The 18,732-nt window shown below is 73.6% G+C and carries 17 protein-coding genes; 8 read left to right on the plus strand and 9 right to left on the minus strand.

All coding sequences use genetic code 11. From position 1 onward, the window contains the following. Position 1: 1 nt before the first annotated feature. From IE250_RS01610 to IE250_RS01620, 3 genes are read right to left on the minus strand one after another with little or no spacing between them, the layout of a single operon-like run. Complete coding sequence (locus tag IE250_RS01610) at positions 2-634, minus strand: thymidine kinase (protein ID WP_189667516.1); 633 nt, start codon at positions 632-634, stop codon at positions 2-4. 9 nt (positions 635-643) lie between these two features. Beyond that, positions 644-1,837, minus strand: coding sequence for an alkaline phosphatase family protein (locus IE250_RS01615; protein ID WP_189667517.1), 1,194 nt, complete (start codon positions 1,835-1,837; stop codon positions 644-646). Then, positions 1,834-2,412: a DUF5998 family protein gene (locus IE250_RS01620; protein ID WP_229872044.1), complete on the minus strand. Its 579-nt coding sequence runs from the start codon at positions 2,410-2,412 to the stop codon at positions 1,834-1,836. Before IE250_RS01620 ends, IE250_RS01615 begins: the two co-directional genes overlap by 4 nt. A gap of 123 nt (positions 2,413-2,535) precedes the next feature. Between IE250_RS01620 and IE250_RS01625 the strand changes: the two genes are divergently transcribed. Next, positions 2,536-2,865 (plus strand): CU044_2847 family protein, encoded by a 330-nt coding sequence (locus tag IE250_RS01625; protein WP_189667519.1) that lies wholly within the window; start codon positions 2,536-2,538, stop codon positions 2,863-2,865. Then, complete coding sequence (locus IE250_RS01630) at positions 2,865-5,381, plus strand: substrate-binding domain-containing protein (RefSeq protein WP_189667520.1); 2,517 nt, start codon at positions 2,865-2,867, stop codon at positions 5,379-5,381. The genes IE250_RS01625 and IE250_RS01630 overlap by 1 nt, the downstream gene beginning before the upstream one ends. A 15-nt stretch (positions 5,382-5,396) precedes the next feature. On the opposite strand, the gene IE250_RS01635 is transcribed toward IE250_RS01630, so the two are convergent. Together IE250_RS01635 and IE250_RS01640 are read right to left on the minus strand one after the other, a co-directional pair. Beyond that, positions 5,397-8,201 carry a bifunctional acetate--CoA ligase family protein/GNAT family N-acetyltransferase gene (locus IE250_RS01635; RefSeq protein ID WP_229872045.1) on the minus strand — a complete coding sequence of 935 codons (2,805 nt, stop codon included), beginning with the start codon at positions 8,199-8,201 and terminating at the stop codon, positions 5,397-5,399. 39 nt (positions 8,202-8,240) lie between these two features. Then, on the minus strand, positions 8,241-8,696 hold the full coding sequence (locus tag IE250_RS01640) for a hypothetical protein (RefSeq protein ID WP_189667521.1): 456 nt from the start codon (positions 8,694-8,696) through the stop codon (positions 8,241-8,243). A 139-nt stretch (positions 8,697-8,835) separates the two neighbouring features. Between IE250_RS01640 and IE250_RS01645 the strand changes: the two genes are divergently transcribed. From IE250_RS01645 to IE250_RS01665, 5 genes are all read left to right on the plus strand, one after another. Continuing rightward, positions 8,836-11,316, plus strand: coding sequence for a DNA gyrase/topoisomerase IV subunit A (locus IE250_RS01645; RefSeq protein WP_189667522.1), 2,481 nt, complete (start codon positions 8,836-8,838; stop codon positions 11,314-11,316). 87 nt (positions 11,317-11,403) lie between these two features. Continuing rightward, a complete protein-coding gene (locus tag IE250_RS01650) occupies positions 11,404-11,784 on the plus strand; it encodes a YciI family protein (RefSeq protein WP_189667523.1) in 381 nt (126 codons plus the stop codon). Positions 11,785-11,798: 14 nt separating this feature from the next. Next, a complete protein-coding gene (locus IE250_RS01655; protein ID WP_189667524.1) occupies positions 11,799-13,034 on the plus strand; it encodes a DUF6596 domain-containing protein in 1,236 nt (411 codons plus the stop codon). Positions 13,035-13,208: 174 nt separating this feature from the next. After that, a complete protein-coding gene (locus tag IE250_RS01660; RefSeq protein WP_189667525.1) occupies positions 13,209-13,631 on the plus strand; it encodes a GNAT family N-acetyltransferase in 423 nt (140 codons plus the stop codon). Beyond that, entirely contained in the window at positions 13,628-14,155 is a 528-nt protein-coding gene (locus IE250_RS01665) for an O-acetyl-ADP-ribose deacetylase (RefSeq protein ID WP_189667526.1), read from the plus strand. The genes IE250_RS01660 and IE250_RS01665 overlap by 4 nt, the downstream gene beginning before the upstream one ends. A gap of 76 nt (positions 14,156-14,231) precedes the next feature. On the opposite strand, the gene IE250_RS01670 is transcribed toward IE250_RS01665, so the two are convergent. From IE250_RS01670 to IE250_RS01685, 4 genes are read right to left on the minus strand one after another with little or no spacing between them, the layout of a single operon-like run. Beyond that, positions 14,232-14,732: a GNAT family N-acetyltransferase gene (locus IE250_RS01670; RefSeq protein WP_229872046.1), complete on the minus strand. Its 501-nt coding sequence runs from the start codon at positions 14,730-14,732 to the stop codon at positions 14,232-14,234. Positions 14,733-14,745: 13 nt separating this feature from the next. Next, entirely contained in the window at positions 14,746-15,435 is a 690-nt protein-coding gene (locus IE250_RS01675; protein WP_229872047.1) for an HAD hydrolase-like protein, read from the minus strand. Between the two features lie 20 nt (positions 15,436-15,455). After that, positions 15,456-16,991, minus strand: coding sequence for a multicopper oxidase family protein (locus tag IE250_RS01680; protein WP_189667527.1), 1,536 nt, complete (start codon positions 16,989-16,991; stop codon positions 15,456-15,458). Next, positions 16,988-17,419: a hypothetical protein gene (locus IE250_RS01685; RefSeq protein ID WP_189667528.1), complete on the minus strand. Its 432-nt coding sequence runs from the start codon at positions 17,417-17,419 to the stop codon at positions 16,988-16,990. Before IE250_RS01685 ends, IE250_RS01680 begins: the two co-directional genes overlap by 4 nt. Positions 17,420-17,551: 132 nt before the next feature. On the opposite strand from IE250_RS01685, the gene IE250_RS01690 reads away from it, so the two are divergent. Then, positions 17,552-18,730 carry a sensor histidine kinase gene (locus tag IE250_RS01690; protein WP_189667529.1) on the plus strand — a complete coding sequence of 393 codons (1,179 nt, stop codon included), beginning with the start codon at positions 17,552-17,554 and terminating at the stop codon, positions 18,728-18,730. The last annotated feature ends 2 nt before the right edge of the window (positions 18,731-18,732 follow it).

Below are 18,732 nucleotides of genomic sequence, written 5' to 3' on the forward strand. Positions count from 1 at the left end.
CTCAGCCCCAGAGCGACTCGTGGGCCGACCGGCGGCGCGCGGTCAGCGCGGTCATGCGCCGCATGTGGTGGCGGCGGCACAGCACCTCGTACGCGACCTCGGCGAGGCCGACGTCGCCGATCACCACCTGCTCGCCCTCGGTGACCATCACGCCGTCGACGGTGCGGGCGTTGTGCGTGGCGCGCGCCCCGCACCAGCACAGCGACTGGACCTGGAGCACCTCGATGCGGTCGGCGAGCTCGATGAGGCGGGCCGAGCCGGGGAAGAGCCGGGTTCGGAAGTCGGTGGTGATGCCGAACGCGAAGATGTCGATCTCCATCTCGTCGACGAGGCGGGCGAGCTGCTCCACCTGCGCGGGCGAGTAGAACTGCGCCTCGTCGCACACGAGGTAGTCGACGGCCTCGCCGCTCGACCGCCGGCCGCTGATCTCGGCCCAGAAGTCGGTGTCGTCCGCCACGTCGAGGGCGGCCACCTCGAGCCCCAGCCGGCTGGACACCCGGGCCGGGCCCGCCCGGTCGCCGCGGCTGAAGATGAGCCCCTCGCGCCCGCGGGCGCGGTAGTTGTGGTCCGTCTGGAGGGCCAGGGTGGACTTTCCGGAGTCCATGGTCCCGGAGAAGAAGACGAGCTCGGCCACGGGAACTCCTTACGCGACTGCCGTGAGAAGGGGCACCAGCATCTCGTGCGGGGTGAACGAGCCGTGCACGCCGGGCAGCCCCCGGGCGTCCGCGGAGTGCACCCGCGAGTCCACCACGGTCGCGCCGCCGGTCATCGCCACCACCACGTCCCCGATCGTGGGCAGGACGTGCTCGGCGACCGGCCCGAACCAGCCTGCAGCGATCGCCCGCTCCCGCAGCACGACGACGGCGTGGTCGCCCAGGCGCTCGGCCCACCGCCGCGCGACGTCGGCCGGGTCGACGTCCTCGTCCGCGTAGACGTGCAGGGCGCGCGGCTCGCCGCCGACCATCGATACGCCCGGCTTCAGCGCCGGGTCGAACGCGACGTCCCACTGGGTGCTCAGGTCTGCCTTGATCTGGCCGTGGTCCGCCGTGACGAGCACGAGCGTGCCGCGCGGGACGCTGCGCAGCAGGCGGCGCAGCTCGCGGTCGGTCGACTCCAGCGCGTCGCCCCACTGCCAGGAGTCCCAGCCGTAGCCGTGCCCGGTCTTGTCGACGTCGCCCTGGTACAGGTAGACCAGGCGCTGCCCGCCACCCGGCTGCCGCAGCGCCGTGACCGTGGCGTCCACCCGCTGCTCGAACGTCTCCGCGGCGACATAGGCCGGGCCGCGCAGCGCGGCCTGGGTCATGCCGGACCCGGCGAACTTCCGCGGGCCGGGTGACGTGACCTGCGTGCCGGCCGCGGCGAGCGCCTCGAAGACCGTCGGCTCGCGCTGCACGTCGGCGGGGTCGCCGAGCTCCCGCCACTGCACCACGGAGGCCAGCCGGTTCGTCGCCGGGTTGCGCTGCGTATAGCCCAGCATGCCGGTCCGGCCGGGGGCGGTGCCCGTGCCGAAGGTGCTCAGGCCCGCGGCCGTGGTGGACGGAAAGCTGGAGGTCAGCGTGGCGGCCTCCTCGCCCTGCTCACGCAGGAGCCCGCGCAGGAACGGCGCGTGCCCCCCGCGCTCGGCGAGGTTGCGGATGCCGAGCCCGTCCACCAGGACGACGACCACGCGGTCGGCGTCGGGCAGGCCGAAGGCCGCACGGCAGGCGGCCGCCGTGAGGCCGGTCGCCGTGGTGAGGTCGTGGCCCAGGGCGCCCGCCGCGGCCGGCATCACGGCGGCCAGGCTGGCGGTGTCGTAGGACGGTGCGACGAGGCCGTCGGGGAGTGCCGGTGCGGTCACGCAGTCGTGGCCCGCGACAGTGCGCGCGCGAAGTCGACGGCGGCCCGGACCGCGGCGTCGCCCTCGGCCTCGCCGGAGACCCGGACCACCACGTCGTCGGGCGTCATCTGGCCGGTCAGGCCGTGGTCCGCCGTGCAGTTCGGGTCCACGCAGGTGGCGGGCTCCAGGTCGATGCGCGACACCGCGCCCCAGCCCACCGCGAGCGTGACCTCGCGCGTCGCCGCGCGCCGCGGGTACCGCTCCGGGTCCGCGATCACGTGCGTGAGCGCCACGGAACGGATCTCGCGCACCGGCACCACCTCGGTGGTGGCCGACGCCGAGCCGGGCCGGGCCGGGTCGTCCCCCGCGTGGTCGTCCACGTGCGCGGTGACCAGGCGGGTCGGCGTCAGCACCAGGACCGTGAGGTGACGGCGCACCTCCGAGTCGAAGGTGGTCTCGGCCTGCACCAGGTGAGCCACCACCTCCTCGCCGGCCAGCGCCACGTCGAGCACGTCCTCGACGAGCTCCGGGTAGTAGCCGGCCCGGTGCAGGTGGGCGGTCAGGTCGTCACGGGCATCGGTAGGGGCATGGGGCACAAAGAGAATCATCCCATCCGCGCGGAGGTCCGGTCCACATGATGCGGAGGAACCTTCTCGCGGGACGAAATCCCTGGTGAGCACTACAGTGCTCCAAAACGACCGCATGGGGGCATGTCGGAAATGTCGAGTCAGGTGCAGGTCATCGAGATCCCGCTCGAAGACGGTGATTCGTTTCTCGTCGAGGTGTCCCGGCCCACCACAGCCGGGCTGGTCCCCGCGGCGCGGCCGGGGGCGGTCGTGGGCCGCGCCGGTGCGACGCTCGACGCGGCGCTGAGCGAGCTGCGGCCCGTGCTCGGCTCGCTGGCCGAGTGGGCCAGGTCGGCCGGACCGGACACGGCGGAGGTCGAGTTCGGGCTCAAGCTCACGGGCGGGACGTCCGTGATCGTGGCCAGCGGCTCGGCCGAGGTGAACTTCACGGTCCGGCTCACCTGGTCGGGCGGTGGGCGGTGATGCCGGAGCTCCGCGACGGTCTGGTCAACGGCCTGGTCACGGTCAACGGTCCGGACGGACCGGTCGGCATCGGCTTCGTGGTCGGCCCCCGCACGGTTGTGACGTGCCACCACCTCTTCGAAAGGCTGCCCGGTGTGGTGGCGGAGGGCTCTCAGGTCTCCGTCACCTTCTTCGCGGACGACCGGACCCGCACGGCCGACGTCGTCGTCGACAACGCACGCCTGGACGTCGTGGTGCTGCACATCCCGCGTCGGGCGGTCCTGCCGAAGAACGTGCACACGATGCGGCTGACCCGGCCCCGGAACCGTGCCCAGGTCGACCTGTTCGGCTACCCGACGGACCGGCCCCACGGGTCATGGAACGAGTCCACCGTCGCGGACTATGACGACCGGGACCGCCTGCAGCTCAACTCGCAGGGCGGCACGCCGCTCCAGCCGGGCTTCAGCGGCACTCCCGTCATCGAATCGGGCACCGGGCACGTCATGGGGATGCTCGTAGAGACCGCGGACACGGGCGAGCATGGCAACGCCCGGGCGGTCCCGGCCAGGACGATCAAGGCGCTGCTGCCGCCCGTCCCGCTGCGCGACCGCCTCGAACCCAGGGCACGGGCCTTCCGGGCCCGCGTCGCCGCCCTGTTCACGCGGCGCTGGCGGGCGGTCGTTGGCGTGTTCGCGACGGCGCTGCTCGCCGTCGCCGCCACGTCGTTGCTCACGGGTGGGGTCCCGTGGTGGCCCGCCCCAGGGGACTGTGTGGTGCTGAACGCGACGGTGTCCACGGAGAAGGACGAGCTCGTCGCGGAACTCGCGGACGACTTCGAGAACGGCCTCGGCGTGGGCCAGCAGTGCATCGACGTGCGGGTCACCGGGCTGACCTCCGGGGTCGCCGCAGCCGCCATCGCGAACGACTGGCAGTACGACGACCCCGCCGTCACCGTCGGGAACCGGCCGGACCTCTGGCTGCCGACGTCGAGCATGTCGGTGGAGCAGGTGGCCGCGGCGTCGCCCGAGATGGTGCCCGACGACGGGCGGCTCGGAACCGTGACGAGCAGCGTCCTGGCGATCGCCGTACCGGCGGCCGACAAGGACGAGCTGTTCCCGGAGGGTGAGGAGAACTGGGACCGGCTGCGCGAGCTGTCCGCCGACCCGGGGTTCGTGCTCGGCCGCGACAACCCGCACAACTCGACGTCGGGGCTCGCTGCGACCGTCGCCGCCTACTACGCGGGGATGACGTCGGCCGGTCACGGCGACGTGCTCGGCCCGGACCCGGACTGGGCGGCGGTCCAGGGCCTCGTGGACGACCCGGCGGTCGGCCGCTTCGTGCACGGCATCGAGCAGTCGGTGCAGCGCTACGGCCTCGAGGCCACCGGGTTCATGCAGGAGATCTACGACGAGGGCCAGCGAGGCGGCCCCGACGGCGAGCGGCCCGTGAACGCCGTCGTCGTCCAGGAGCAGCTCATCCACCTGTACAACTGCAACGCGCCGGAGGGTGGGCAGATCGGCCAGCTCCAGTGCGACGACCCGCCCGAGCTGCCCCTGACCGCGGTGTACCCCGCGGAAGGCTCTCTCGCCCTGGACCACCCCTTCGTCCTCCTCGGGCAGACGCCGCCGAACGGCGAGACGCGCGCCGCCGCCGAGGCGTTCTACGAGTACCTGCGCGGGGAGGAGGCACAGGCGAAGTTTGTGGAGCTCGGCTTCCGCGAGGCGGACGACTTCGCCCACCCGACGCCCACCCTGGAGAGCTCGCTCGCGATCCTGCCCGGTCAGGAGCAGGACGTGCTGCCCACGCCGCCCGCCGACGTCCTGCGGCGGATGCTCGACACCTGGGTCGGGATCCAGCGCCGCGCCAACGTGACGCTCGCCCTCGACGTCTCCGGCTCGATGGGCGACTCGGCCGGCCCGGGCGGCAGCACGAAGATCGCGCTCGCCCAGGACGCCGCGACGCTGGGGCTCGGCATGCTGACCCCGGAGGACCGGCTCGGGATCACCGTGTTCTCCGACACCGTCCGCGATGTCCTGCCCCTCACGGACCTGCGCGCGGCGGGCATGCTGCCGCCGTGCGCGGCGGGCCAGACGGGCGCCTGCGTCGACGCGGACTGCGACGACGCGCCGGCCGCGGCCCTGCGCGGCTGCGTGGTCGACGCGCTCGTTCCGCGCGGGAACACCGCCCTCTACGAGGCCGTCGGCACGGCGTTCGACCAGGCGCACAGCAGCCACGAGGCCGACCGCATCAACGCGGTGGTGGTGCTGAGCGACGGCGAGGAGACCAAGAACCCTGGCGGGCTCGACGACCTGCTGACGCACCTGCGGGACCCAGCCCTGAACAACGACGACCACCGCGTCCAGGTGTACACGGTGGCCTACGGGGCCGACGCCGAGAACGCCACCGGAGCGCTCCAGGACATCGCCACCGCCACCGGCGGCACGTTCTACGACGCGACCAGCGCTCAGGACATCGGCAAGGTCATGACCGACGTGTTCGCGAACTTCGGCGGCGACGACCCGGACTCGCCGTCCTGACGGTCGCCGGCGCCCTCAGCCCGGCAGCGCCCTGCGCAGGGCATCGGTCCGGCGTTCCGCCGGACGGAGCCGGATCGTCGCGTGCAGCACCGAGGCGCCCCGCTCCGCGACCGCCACGGGGTACAGCTCCAGCGACGCGAGCTCCGGCAGGTCCTCCGCCATGACCGACACCCGGGCGAGCACGTCCTCGAGCGCGTCGACGTCGGCGGCGGGCGCGCCCTGGTAGCCGAACAAGCGCGGGGCTGCCCGGACGCCGCGCACCATGCGCGACACGTCCACGTCGGTGAGCGGCGGCACGCCGTGCGTCACGTCGTCGAGCAGGTCGACGGCGTCGCCCGCCACCCCGAACGACACCACGGGCCCGAACAGCTCGTCCTCCACCGACCGCACCACGCATGCCACGCCGGTGGGCGCCATGGCCTGCACCTCCAGCGCCGGGTCGGGCGCCGGCAGCAGGGACGACGCCGCGGTGAGCATCCGCTCGGCGTCCTCGCGCAGGTCCTCGGCGTCGGCGATGTCGAGGCGCACGCCGCCCAGGTCGGCGCGGTGGCGCAGGGCGGGCGCGGCGATCTTGAGCGCCACCGGCCAGCCCAGCTCCTCGGCGGCGGCCACCGCATCGTCGGGTGTGCGGACGGTCCGGGAGCCCCACAGGGCCAGGCCGTAGCAGGCCAGCAGCTCGGTGGCGGCGGCCTGGTCCAGCACCGTGCCGTCGGGGTCCTGGCCCAGCAGCGACTCGACCAGCGTGCGCGCCTGCGCCCTCGCCGCGCCGTCGGACACGCCCTCCCGCAGCGCCGGGCGGACCGGGGTGCCGTGGTTCTGTGTGCGCCACTGCGCGTAGCGCACCACCTCCCCGAGGGCCCAGACCGCGTCCTCGGGCGTGGAGAAGGCGGGGATGCGGATCTCGCCGGCGGCGAGCTCGTCGGGCATGCCGTGCAGCCCCAGCGCGCTGACGACGGTGGTGCGACCGGTGCGGGCGGCGGCCTGGGCCACGGCGCGGGCTATCGCGTCGGTGCGCGGCAGGACCACGGGCACGGAGACCACCACGACGGCGTCGCACGCGCCGGGCGCGTAGAGGGCGTCGACGGCGGCGGCGATCTCGTCGTCGGGGGCACTGGCCGAGAGCGGCTCCGGCGGCCCGACGACGGTGAGGCCCGCCGCGGCGACGGCGTCGGCCACGAGCGCCGCCAGCGACGGTGAGCTCGCGAGGATCCCGACCCGGCCACCCGCCGGGAGCGGCTGGTGCGCCAGCACCTGGGCGACGTCCATGAGCTGGTGCGTGTTCTCCGCGCGGATCACGCCGGACTGCCGCAGCACCTCGTCGAGCATCCGCCGCGGCGCGCGCGTGGCGCGCACCGCGTGCCCGGGCGGCACCACGCTCCCGTGGCGGCCCGCCACGACCACGATCACGGGCTTCACCTGCGCCAGGCGCCGGGCGATACGCGAGAACTTGCGGGGGTTGCCGAGCGTCTCGAGGTAGAGGCACACGACGTCCGTGTGCGGGTCGTCCTGCCAGTACTGCATCACGTCGTTGCCCGACACGTCCGCCCGGTGCCCGGCGGAGACCATCGTGGACAGGCCCAGGCCGCGGCGGTTCACGGTGGCTGCCGCCGTGACGGCGGCGGGCGCGCTCTGGCTGAACAGGCCGACGCGGCCCGGTCGCGGGGCCGTGAGCGCGAGGCTCGCGCGCAGGCGCGCGCCCGGGACGTTGGTCAGCAGGCCGTAGCTCGCCGGGCCCACCACCCGCATGCCCTCGGTGTGGGCGGTGCGGAGCAGCTCGCGGCGGCGGGCGACGCCGTCCGGCCCCGCCTCGGCCCAGCCGGCCGACAGCACGACGACGCCGCGGGCGCCGGTGCCGCGCAGGCGCCGGACGGCGTCGAGCACCTCCTCCGGCGGCGCGGCGATCACGGCGAGGTCGATCTCGGCGGTCTCGTCCCCGGCTGTGCCTTCCCCGGCAGCCCTTTCCCCGCCCAGCCCGACCTGGCCGAGGTCCGCCCAGGTCACTTCCGTTCCGAGCACCAGGAGCTCGGTGTCGCCGGGGTCGGCCGCGTGGGCCTCGCGGACCCGGGCGGCGAGGAGCTCGTCGACGGTGCCGCCCTGCGCCGGGCCGACCAGCAGCACCCGCTTCGCGGAGAGCAGCCCCTGCATCGAGCGGGCCTCGGTGCGGTGCTCGCGGTCCGCCATGACCTCGCGGGACCGGTCCGTGGGGTCGAGGTCGACCGAGACGGACACGACGCCGTCGTCCAGGTGCTGCTCGACGGCGTAGCCCGCCTCCCGGAACACGCCGAGCATCGCGCGGTTCTGGGGCAGCACCTCGGCGATGAACCGGTGCACGCCCCGCTCGCGTGCGGCGGCGGCGATGTGCTCCAGCAGGACCGACCCGAGGCCCTGGCCCTGGAGCGCGTCCGCGATGTTGAACGCGACCTCGGCGGTGCGGCGTCCCGGCCGGTCGTCGGTCACGTCGTAGCGGGCCACCCCGACGATGTCCTCGCGGCCGGGCCCGTCCTGGCCCTGGGCCTGGTCCGGACCCGGCTCCTGGGCCGGCCGGACCGCGACCAGCGCCGCCCGGCGCACGTGGTCCACCGTGACGAACTGGGTGAGCATGCGGTCGGGGATGCGCTGCAGGGCGGCGAAGAACCGGAGGTAGGTGGAACGCTCCGACTGGGTCATGTGGAACCGCTGGAGCGCGTCGGCGTCGTCGGGCCGGATCGGGCGTACGTGCGTGGTGGAACCGTCGCGCAGCACCACGTCGGCCTCCCACTCGACCGGGTACTCGGTCGAGTACGGCAGGCGCACGCTGCCGACCCGTGCTGGCTCGTCCACGGGACCAAGGCTAGCCACCGGCAGTCAGCGCACCAGCACTCAGCGCACCAGCACCATGCCGACGAGCAGCATCACGCCGAAGCCCACGAGCACCAGCCGCTGTCGGCGGCTCGGGCCGGACGCCGTGAGGATGGCCGCTATCGCGGGGCCTGCCGCGAGCAGGAGCCAGGCGCCGAGCGCCGGGGCGACGTTCGCGGACACGGCGGCGACCACGACGACCACCACGCCGTGCACCACTCCGAGCCCCACGCGCATCGAGACGACCACGTGGAGCACGGCGGCGAGCACCGCCAGGCCGGCCCACATGGTGATGCCCTCCTCCAGGCAGCCCCACTCCTGCTCGGCGCACTGCCAGGACTGCATCCACCAGGTCACCAGCGCGCCGAGCACCAGGATCGGCAGCACGCTGAGCCCGACGACGCCGTAGGCGAGCCCGACGCGGACCAGCCAGCCCGGCAGGCCGGTCGACCTGCTGAGCAACGGCATTTCGGGCATACGCGAATAGTGCCAGGTGATACGTGAAAAGTGCACATGCCTCAGCGGGTGACCCTCGCGCGGTGCCACGGGAGTGTCGGCGGCGCGGGGTACGGTTTGCCTGTCCGAATCCGCCCCAGATTTCAGGAGCCCCAGAACCATGGCGCGCAAGCCGTCGCAGCCGCTCGATGAGAGCGAGATCCACGAGAAGGTCGTGGACATCGACGTCGCCTCGGAGATGGAGGCCTCGTTCCTCGAGTACGCCTACTCCGTCATCTACTCGCGGGCCCTCCCGGACGCGCGCGACGGCCTCAAGCCGGTACAGCGCCGCATCCTCTACATGATGTCGGACATGGGGCTGCGCCCCGACCGCGCGCACGTGAAGTCGTCGCGCGTGGTGGGCGAGGTCATGGGAAAGCTGCACCCGCACGGTGACGCCCCGATCTATGACGCGCTCGTGCGTCTCGCGCAGGACTTCTCGCTGCGGCTGCCACTCGTGGACGGGCACGGCAACTTCGGCTCGCTCGACGACGGCCCCGCCGCCCCCCGTTACACGGAGGCGCGCCTCGCGGCGTCGTCGATGGCGATGACCACGGGCCTCGACGAGAACGTCGTGAACTTCGTCCCGAACTACGACAACAAGCTCACCCAGCCCGAGGTGCTGCCCTCCGCGATCCCGAACCTGCTGGTCAACGGCGCGTCCGGCATCGCGGTCGGCATGGCCACGAACATGGCGCCGCACAACCTCGTCGAGGTCGTCTCCGCGGCGCAGCACCTGATCAAGAACCCGGAGGCGACGCTCGAGGACCTCCAGCGGTTCGTGCCCGGCCCGGACCTGCCCACGGGCGGCAAGATCGTCGGGCTGGACGGCGTCCGCGACGCGTACCGCACCGGCCGCGGCAGCTTCCGGACCCGCGCCACCGCGCGGATCGAGAACGTGACCCCGCGCCGCAAGGGCATCGTCGTCACCGAGCTGCCGTACCTCGTGGGCCCGGAGAAGGTGATCGAGAAGATCGCCGACGGCGTCAAGGCCAAGCGCATCCAGGGCGTGACCAACGTCCAGGACCTCACCGACCGCACGCACGGGCTGCGGCTCGTCATCGAGGTCAAGACCGGCTTCGACCCCGACGCCGTGCTGGAGCAGCTGTACCGCGTCACGCCGCTCGAGGACTCGTTCGGCATCAACAACGTGGCCCTGGTCGACGGCCAGCCGCGCACGCTCGGCCTGGTCGAGATGCTGCGCGTGTGGGTGGACCACCGCATCTCGGTGGTCCGGCGCCGGTCGCAGCACCGCCTGGACAAGCGCGTCGAGCGGCTGCACCTGGTGGACGGCCTGCTCGTCGCGATCGTCGACATCGACGAGGTCATCCAGGTGATCCGGTCGTCCGACGACGCCGGTATCGCGCGCGACCGCCTGCGCGAGATCTTCGAACTGTCCGAGCCGCAGGCGTCGTACATCCTCGACCTGCAGCTGCGCCGCCTCACCCGGTTCTCGCGCATCGAGCTGGAGAAGGAGGCCGAGGAGCTGCGCCGCGAGATCGCGGAGCTCGAGGAGATCCTCGGCGACGAGAAGCTGCTGCGCCGCCTCGTCAGCACCGAGATGGGCGAGGTGGCCCGGACCTACGGCACGCCGCGCCGCACCGTGCTGCTCGACGCCGCGGGCGGCTCCGTCGGCTCGCTGGCCGCCGTCGCCCCGGCGAACGGGCGCAAGAAGGTCGTCGAGCCCATCGACCTGCAGATCAAGGACCTGCCCACCCGCGTGGTGCTGTCCGCGACGGGCCTGCTGGCCCGGCTCCCGGACGACGTCCCGGTGCCGCGCGACGGCAACCGCGCAGCGCACGACGCCCTGCGGGGCGACGCCGCCGCGACCACCCGCGGCCAGGTGGGTCTCGTGACGTCGGCCGGCCGCATGCTCCGCATCTCCGTGCTGGACCTGCCCTCGCTCCCGCCGACCGACGGCGCGCCGTCGCTGTCCGGCGGGATCCCGGTCAGCGAGCTCGTGGAGCTGGAGCACGGCGAGACCGTGCGGACGGTGACCGGGCTCGGTCCCGACGCGCCGACCATCGCCGTCGGCACCGCGCAGGGCATCGTCAAGCGCATCGCGCCGTCGGACGCTCCCGCCAAGGGCGACGAGTGGCCGGTGATCGCGCTCAGGGAGGGCGACACCGTCGTTGGTGCCGCCGTCGTGCGCGACGACGACGAGCTGGTCTTCGTGGCCGACGACTCGTCGCTGCTCCACTTCCCCGCCTCCGCCGTCCGGCCGCAGGGCCGTGCCGCCGGAGGTATGGCGGGCATCAAGCTCGCCGCGGACCGGCGGGCCGTGTTCTTCGGCGCCGTCCCCGCCGGGGTGGACGCCACCGTCGTGACCATCGCGGGTATGGCCGACTCGCTGCCTGGCGTGGAGGCCGGCTCGGGCAAGGTGACGCCGTTCGAGCTGTACCCGGGCAAGGGCCGGGCCACCGGTGGTGTGCGGTCGCAGCGGCTCCTGAAGGGCGAGGACGGCCTCATCCTGGCCTGGGTCGGCGCCGCTCCCCCGCGCGCGCTCGGCGCCGGCGGCCAGCCGGTCGAGCTGCCCGAGGTGGACCAGCGCCGCGACGGTTCCGGTACTCCGATCGCTGCGCCGGTCGCGGTGATCGGCTGAGGCCTGACCAGTTTTGTCGAGGCTGTCGATTCTGGCGTCGCTCGCCCGTCCAAGGCGTGTCAACATTCCATGAACGAGGAGCTCGACATGACTGACACCTGGGTATTCCTGATCCGCGAGTCCGACTGGGACTCGGACGCCTACCTCCCGGAGAACCTGCAGGGCCGCGACCCCTCCGAGGACATGAGCTTGGCCGCCCACGGGCGCTTCCAGGAGGCCATCACCGACCTGAGCGCCAAGCTCACCGGTGCCGCCGCCCTGCAGAACGCCAAGTACGGCGGTTGGGTGGCGCCCGGCAAGGACGGCGACGAGCCCGTCTACACCGATGCCCCGTTCACCGACACCAACGAGGTGATCACGGGCTTCTACCAGGTCGAGTGCGACGAGGCGACCGCGCGCAAGCTCGCGGCGCTCGTGCCCAGCGGCAATGCGGTCGAGTGGCGCAAGGTCATCAGCTTCGATTCCTAGCCGCAGACCGCTCAGTGCCGATCGACCCCGCGGCGTTCCGCACCGCCTGGCCCCAGGTGGTGCGGTCGCTCGCCGTGTCGACGCGCAGCCTGGACAGCGGTGAGGAGTACGCCGCCGAGGCGTTCGCGCGGGCCGCGGCACAGCCGGACGGGGCGATCGAGGACCTGGTCGGCTGGTGCGTCCGGGTCGGACGCCGGACGTGGCTCGACACGGTGCGTCATCAGGCGGTGTTCGCCCGGCTCCAGCCCCAGCTCGCCCGCCCGGAGGTGGCCGACGTGGACGTGCCGCCCGAGCCCTCCGACGACCTCGACGACCGCCTCGCGCTGCTCTTCGTCGCCTGCGACGACGCACTCGCCCCCGGCGCACAGCTGGTCCTCGCCATGCGGGTGGTCTGCGGCCTCTCGATCCGGCAGATCGCGGGACACCTCGGCGTCGCCGAAGCGACCGCGGCCGCGCGGCTCACACGGGCCAAGTCGGCGCTGGCCCGCGCCCGCGGCGAGTTCGCGGTGCCCGACGGCGCCGCGCGAGCGGCACGGTTGCCGGTAGTGCTCGCCTGCGTGGCCGGCCTGTTCACGGTGGGACAGCGGGACGGTTTGCAGCCCGCCGACGCCACGCAGGACCCGGCCCGCGACGCTTCGACGCTCGCTGAGGCCCTCGTCGCGGAGTACCCGGACGATCCCGAGGTGCTCGGCCTGCGCGCCGTGTGCCGCCTCGGGCTGGCCCGGCGCCCCGGACGGGTGCGCGACGGCGTAGCGCTGCCCCTCGACGAGGTGGACCGCTCGGCGTGGGACGGGCGCCTGCTGTCCGCCGGCCTGGACGACGCCACGGCGGCACTCGCCCGCGTCGAGACGCCGGGACGCCCCGGCCGCTTCGTGCTGGAGGCCGCGATCTCGGGCGTGCACGCCACGGCTCGCGACGCGGCGAGCACCGACTGGCCCCGGCTGGCGCAGCTCTACGACGCGTTGCTGCACGTCTGGCCGTCGCCGGCGACGCGGGTCGCGCGCCTCGTCGTGCTCGGCCGGGTCGCGTTGCACGACGGCGGCGACCTCGCCCCGATCGAGCGCGAGCTCGAGGACCTGCTCGCCGACGGCCCGCCGTATGCCGCGCGGGATGCGAGCCTCGCCCTGGCCGACCTCGCCCGGCGCACCGGACGCGCCGACGAGGCGGCCGGCCGCTACCGCGAGCTGCTGGACGTGATCCCCGCCGGCCCGCTGCGCGAGTTCTGCCGCCGATACGCCGGGAGCCCCTAGCACCGAGCCCTCCAGATGAGGTCGGTCCGTTGCCCTGAGATCGGTCGGCTAATTGACTGGTCTCAGTGCAACGGACCGGAGTCACTTCAGTTCGGTCAACCGTGGGACCGAACTCACACAGCGCACGCGTATTTCCCTCGGACAGCGCCACCACCCAGTGATTGACTCCGGACCATGAACGACACCTCGCCCTACGAGTTCTCCGCCGACCCCACCCGCATCGACGCCGCGCGCGTGCACGAGCTCATCACGCAGACCTACTGGGCCAAGGACCGGTCGCGCGAGGTGATGGACGCGGCGATCGCGGGCTCGCGGCCCTACGGCGTCTACGGCACGGACACCGGTGAGCAGGTCGCGTTCGCGCGCGTGGTGACCGACGGCGTGACGTTCGCCTGGCTGGCCGACGTTGTCGTGGACCCGAGCCTGCGCGGGCGCAGCATCGGCAAGCTCTTGGTCGCGGGCGTGGTCGCCGACGTCGAGCCGCTCGGCCTGCGCCGCATCCTCCTCGCGACCGCCGACGCCCACGGCCTCTACGGACAGTTCGGCTGGACACCGGTCGCCGAGGAGTACAAGTGGATGGAACGCTTGAGCGTATGAGCATCTCGGTCGAGATCGGGGACCTCACCCAGGTCGAGGCGGACGCCATAGTCAACGCCGCCAACTCCACGCTCCTGGGTGGCGGCGGCGTCGACGGCGCCATCCACGCGGCGGCCGGGCCGCGCCTGCTCGAGGCCTGCCGACGCCTCCGGAACACCACCCACCGCGGCGGCCTCGACGTCGGCGACGCGGTCGCCACCCCGGCGTTCGACCTGCCGGCGTCCTGGGTGATCCATACGGTCGGGCCGAACCTGCACCGCGGCCAGGACGATCCGGCCCTGCTCGCCTCGTGCTTCGCCCGGTCGCTCGACGTCGCCGCCGAGCTCGATGCGCGATCGGTCGCGTTCCCCGCGGTGAGCGCGGGCGCCTACGGCTGGCCGGTGCCCGACGTCGCCCGCATCGCCGTCACGACCTGCCGGGGCTGGCTCGCCGAACATCCCGACGGGAGCCCGCAGGAGGTGCGGTTCGTGGTCGTCGACGAGCGCATCCGGGACGCGTTCGAGGACGCCATCGGCATGGCCTGACGAGCGGACCCCGCCACGCCCCGCCCGGGCCGAGCGCCCGGCCCAACCAGTGCTGTGCCACGCGCCGGGCCGCCGCTCAGAGCTCCTTGCCGAACCAGTGCTCCGAATACGGGGTGAAGGTGTACGGCTCGATCTCGTCGTAGCCCAGGCGCTTGTAGAGGGCCCGGGCCGCGACGAAGTCCGACCTCGTCTCGAGGACCATCCGGCTCGCCCCGAGCAGCCGGGCCTGGTCCTCGGCCGCGCGGACGATGAGCGCGGCACCGCCCGTGCCCCGGAACGCCGGGCGCAGGTACACGCGCTTCAGCTCGGCCCGCTCGTCGTCGAGCAGCCGGACGCCGGCCATGCCTGCCGCCGCGCCGTCGTGGCGGGCCACGACCAGCGATCCGCCGGGCGCCGCGAGCTCGGTGCCCGGGTTCGCGGCGATCTCCCGCTCCAGCTCGTGCGGGTCGGTGCGGCGGTCCTCCTTGAGCAGGTACCAGCTGTCGCTCATGTGGGTGTAGCACTCCCGCCAGAGGGCGGCGGCGTCGGGCGAGTCGAACGGCTCCGGGGCGACGGTCCAGGTGTCGTACGTGGTCACTGTCGCGGCCGGCTCAGCTCGTGAGGAGCTTGCGCAGCTCCTCGGGCGTCGTCGCGATCGCCGCCGCGCCGGCGGCCTCCAGCTCGCCGGGCGCGGCGTATCCCCAGGTCACGCCGACGGTCGGCACGCCGTGGTGGGCGGCCGCGTGCACGTCGTGCTCGCGGTCGCCCACCATGACGATCTGCCCGGCGTCGGCCCCGAGAGCCACCGCGTGCGCCACGGCGCGCTCGACCACCACCTCCTTGCCCTGCGCCTCGCCTGCCTCGTAGTCGGCGGCGCCGTGGACGCCGTCGAGCCCTCCGGTGAGGTAACCGTCCAGCCCGAAGTGCGCGACGATCTGCCGCGCGTAGCGCTCGGGCTTGGCCGTGGCGACCAGGAGCCTCACCCCGGTCTCACGCAGCCCCGCGAGCGCCTCCGGGACGCCGCCGAACACCGAGTTGTCGAACATGCCGTACGCCTCGAAGTCGCGCCGGTAGGCGGCGATCGTGGTGGCGGCGTCGGCGGCGGACAGGCCCATGCGGGTCAGGCTCGCCCCCAGGGGCGGGCCGACGAAGGTCCGCAGGACCTCGTCGGAGGGGACGTCGAAGCCGGCATCCGTGAAGCCCGTGCGCAGGGACGCGATGATGCCGGGCGCGGAGTCGGTGAGGGTGCCGTCGAGGTCGAGCAGGACGTGCGTGATGCGGCGGGGAAGAGAGAGGGTCACCACGTGAGCGTGCCACAGGTTCAGTGGTGGCTTTGATGCCCGTCCGCCCCGCCACCCGGCACGGTTCCTGCGTCCTGCCCCGGTTCGACGACGACGAACTGTCCCATCATCCCGTCGTCCTCGTGCATGAGCATGTGGCAGTGGAACATGTAGGGCATGTCGGGGTCGGCGTAGTCGTCGAACCGCATCAGGAACCGATAGTCCTTGCCGGGCTCCACGTAGATGGTGTCCTTGCGGCCCGCCAGCTCCGGCGGCGGCGCCTCGCCGTCGATGCTGAGCACGCGGAACTGAACGTCGTGCACGTGGAAGCTGTGGGGAATCGGGACGGTGTTGCGCACCTCCCACACCTCGGTGCTGCCGACCGTGGCCACCTCGTCGATGCGGCCCATGTCCATCCGCTGGCGGTTGATCCTGCTGTCGTCCAGCTCGAACGTGCGGGTCACCGAGGCGTCTGCCTCGTCCAGCTCGTCCCCCGCAGCGTGCTCCGAGGCGTCCCATCCGGGTTCGGGCGACGGCGCCAGCGTGTCGGCTGCGCGCAGCTCGAGCACGTCGAACGCGTCGTTGCCACCCATCGCGAACGGCACTGCGACGTTGCCCAGGTCGGCCTCGACGGAGCGCAGCCGAGTGGTCTCCCCCGGCTCCATCTCCACGACCACCTCGGCCCGCTCGCCCGGGGCGAGCCGCACGTTGTCGAGCCGGACGGGGGCGTCGAGCAGGCCGCCGTCAGTCGCCACGAGGTCCATGTCCAGGTCCTCGAAGCCGAGCTGGTAGGTGCGTGCCGTCGACCCGTTGAGCAGGCGCAGGCGCACCCGTTCGGTGGTCACCTCCTGATAAGCGCCCACCGTTCCGTTCGTCATGACGACGTCGCCCAGAATGCCCGGCTCGCCGCCGTTCCCCGGCTCGAGCTGCCCGTCGTCGTCGAGCGCCTTGTCCTGCACGATCACCGGCACGTCGTCGACCCCGTACTCCTGCGGCAGAGCGGCGGCGCGCGAGGCGTCGTCGTCCAGGAGGAACATTCCCGCCAGGCCGCGGTAGACGTGCTCCTCCGTGGCGCCGTGCGGGTGCGGGTGGTACCAGAGGGTGGCCGCGGGCTGGTCGATCTCCCAGGTGGGGCGCCACGTGGCGCCGGGGGCGACCTCCTGGTGCGGCCCGCCGTCCATCGCGGCGGGCAGGTGCATGCCGTGCCAGTGCACGCTGGTCGGCTCGCCGAGGTCGTTGGTGACCTCGACGGCGACCCGCTCGCCGCGCTCGGCGCGCAGCGTCGGCCCGAGGTAGGAGCCGTCGAAACCCCACGTCTCGGTCTGGACGCCGGGCAGGAACTCCGTGGCGCCCTCCTGCGCGGTCAGGGAGAAGACGCGTGTGCCGTCCACGACGCGGGACGGCGCCAGCGGCGGGATGGCGAGCTCGTTGGTGAACTCGGCCTCGTCCACCGGGGTGACCGAGCCCGGGATCGCGCCGCAGCCCGCGAGCGCGAGCGCGGCGAGACCGGCGACGAGCGAGCCGACGGCGGTCCGCAGGTTCGCACGTCCGCGGCCCAAGGCAGGACGGCGGCTCATCGGACCGTCCCTCGCAGCCGCTGCACGCCTGCCGCGGCGAGGCCGGCGATCGCACCCCACATCGCGTCGAAGAGCAGCGCCGGGACGATGGTCCACGCCGGGCCGCCGCCGGGACCGCCGAAGCCCGCGAGGACGGGGACCAGCAGCCCGAGCGTCGTAGCGACGAGCCCGTAGGCGACGCCGGTGAGCGTGAGGGTGAGCACGGGCCGGGGCACCCGGCCAAGGCCGACCACCCCGATCCAGACGACGGCGGTGATGCCGATGACGACGAACGCGCGGGGTGCCCCGGTGCCGAGGACGCCGGTCAGGCCGGTCAGCGGCCAGAGCAGGGCCATCGTGGAGAGTCCGGCGACGACCCCCCACGGGACGGCCGCCGCGGTGGGCGGGGGCTGCGGCGTCGGCTGGAGCGGTAGCTGTCGTGATGTCATGCCTCGACGGTGCCCGCTGGGGCACCTGTCCCACATCGGCCCCGGATCGTCTCCTGATGTCGCCTGCGAGCGACACCACCCTGACTCCCACGGGCTGATGCCTCAGGGACTTCCCGTCCGTAGGGTGGCCGTGTGCCCGAGCAGAGTGCGGTCCCGCGGACCGTCGACCCGCGCGTCACCGACGTTGTCCTGGCACTGGCCATGGCCCTGGTGGTCGCCGTGGTCATCGCCGCGGACCCCGACGCCGAGCAGCACGCCGGCCCGGGAGCGTACCTGTTCGCGGCGGGTTTCGGGGCGCTGGTCCTGCTGCGGCGCAGGGCGCCGCGCACGGTGCTCGTGGTCACGGTGCTTGCCGTGTTCGCCTACTACACCTTGCAGTTCGCGCCGATCGGCATGGCCTTGCCCGCGGTCGCGGCGCTGTACTCGGCGGCGGAGCTGCGGCGCACCGGCTGGGCGGTCGGCGCGGGCGCCACGCTGGTGGCCGTCGCGACCTACTACCGGACCGTGGGCAATACTCCCGAGGAGCAGCTGACGCCGTACGACCTGGTCACGAACCTGGCGCTGGTCGCGGCGGCGATCGCGCTCGGCGTGGCGGTTCGGCTGTCCCGCGAGGCACGAGTGCACGAGGCGCGCGCCGCCGAGCAGCGGCTGCAGGCCGAGCGCCTGCGCATCGCCCGGGACCTGCACGACGTCATCGGGCACAACCTGTCGGTGATCGCCCTGCACTCCGGGGTGGCCGCCGAGGCAGTGGGCCGGGACGACGACGCCGCCCGGGGCGCGCTCGAACACGTGCGGGAGGCGGCGTCGGGCACGCTGCACGAGCTCCGGTCGACCGTCCGGCTGCTACGCGGTTCGCCGGGCGGCTCGGCGGGCGGTCCGGCGGGCGGTTCGGCGGGCGGTTCCGCCTCGTCCGAGGCACCCGCACCGACCGGCCTGGCCGGCGTCGGCGCCCTGGTGCGGTCGGCGCAGGCGGCGGGCCTCGGCGTCGACGTCACGCTCGACGTGCCGCCCGGACTGCTCGACGGCGCCATCGACGCGGCCGCCTACCGGATAGTGCAGGAGTCCCTGACCAACGTGCTGCGGCATGCCGCCGCAACGCACGTGGCGGTCTCCGTCCGGGTCACCGACGGTCGCCTCGTGCTTCGGGTGTCCGACGACGGCCGCGGGGCCGGCGCGGGCCTCGTCCCCGGCTCCGGCCTCTCGGGGATGCGCGAGCGGGTCGCCCTGCTCGGCGGCAGCCTGACCGCGGGCGACGCGCCGGGCCGCGGGTTCCGCGTGGCCGCCGACCTGCCCCTCCGGCTGGAAGCGTGAGA

It is taken from the genome of Promicromonospora soli, assembly GCF_014653785.1.
GTDB lineage: Bacteria > Actinomycetota > Actinomycetes > Actinomycetales > Cellulomonadaceae > Promicromonospora > Promicromonospora soli.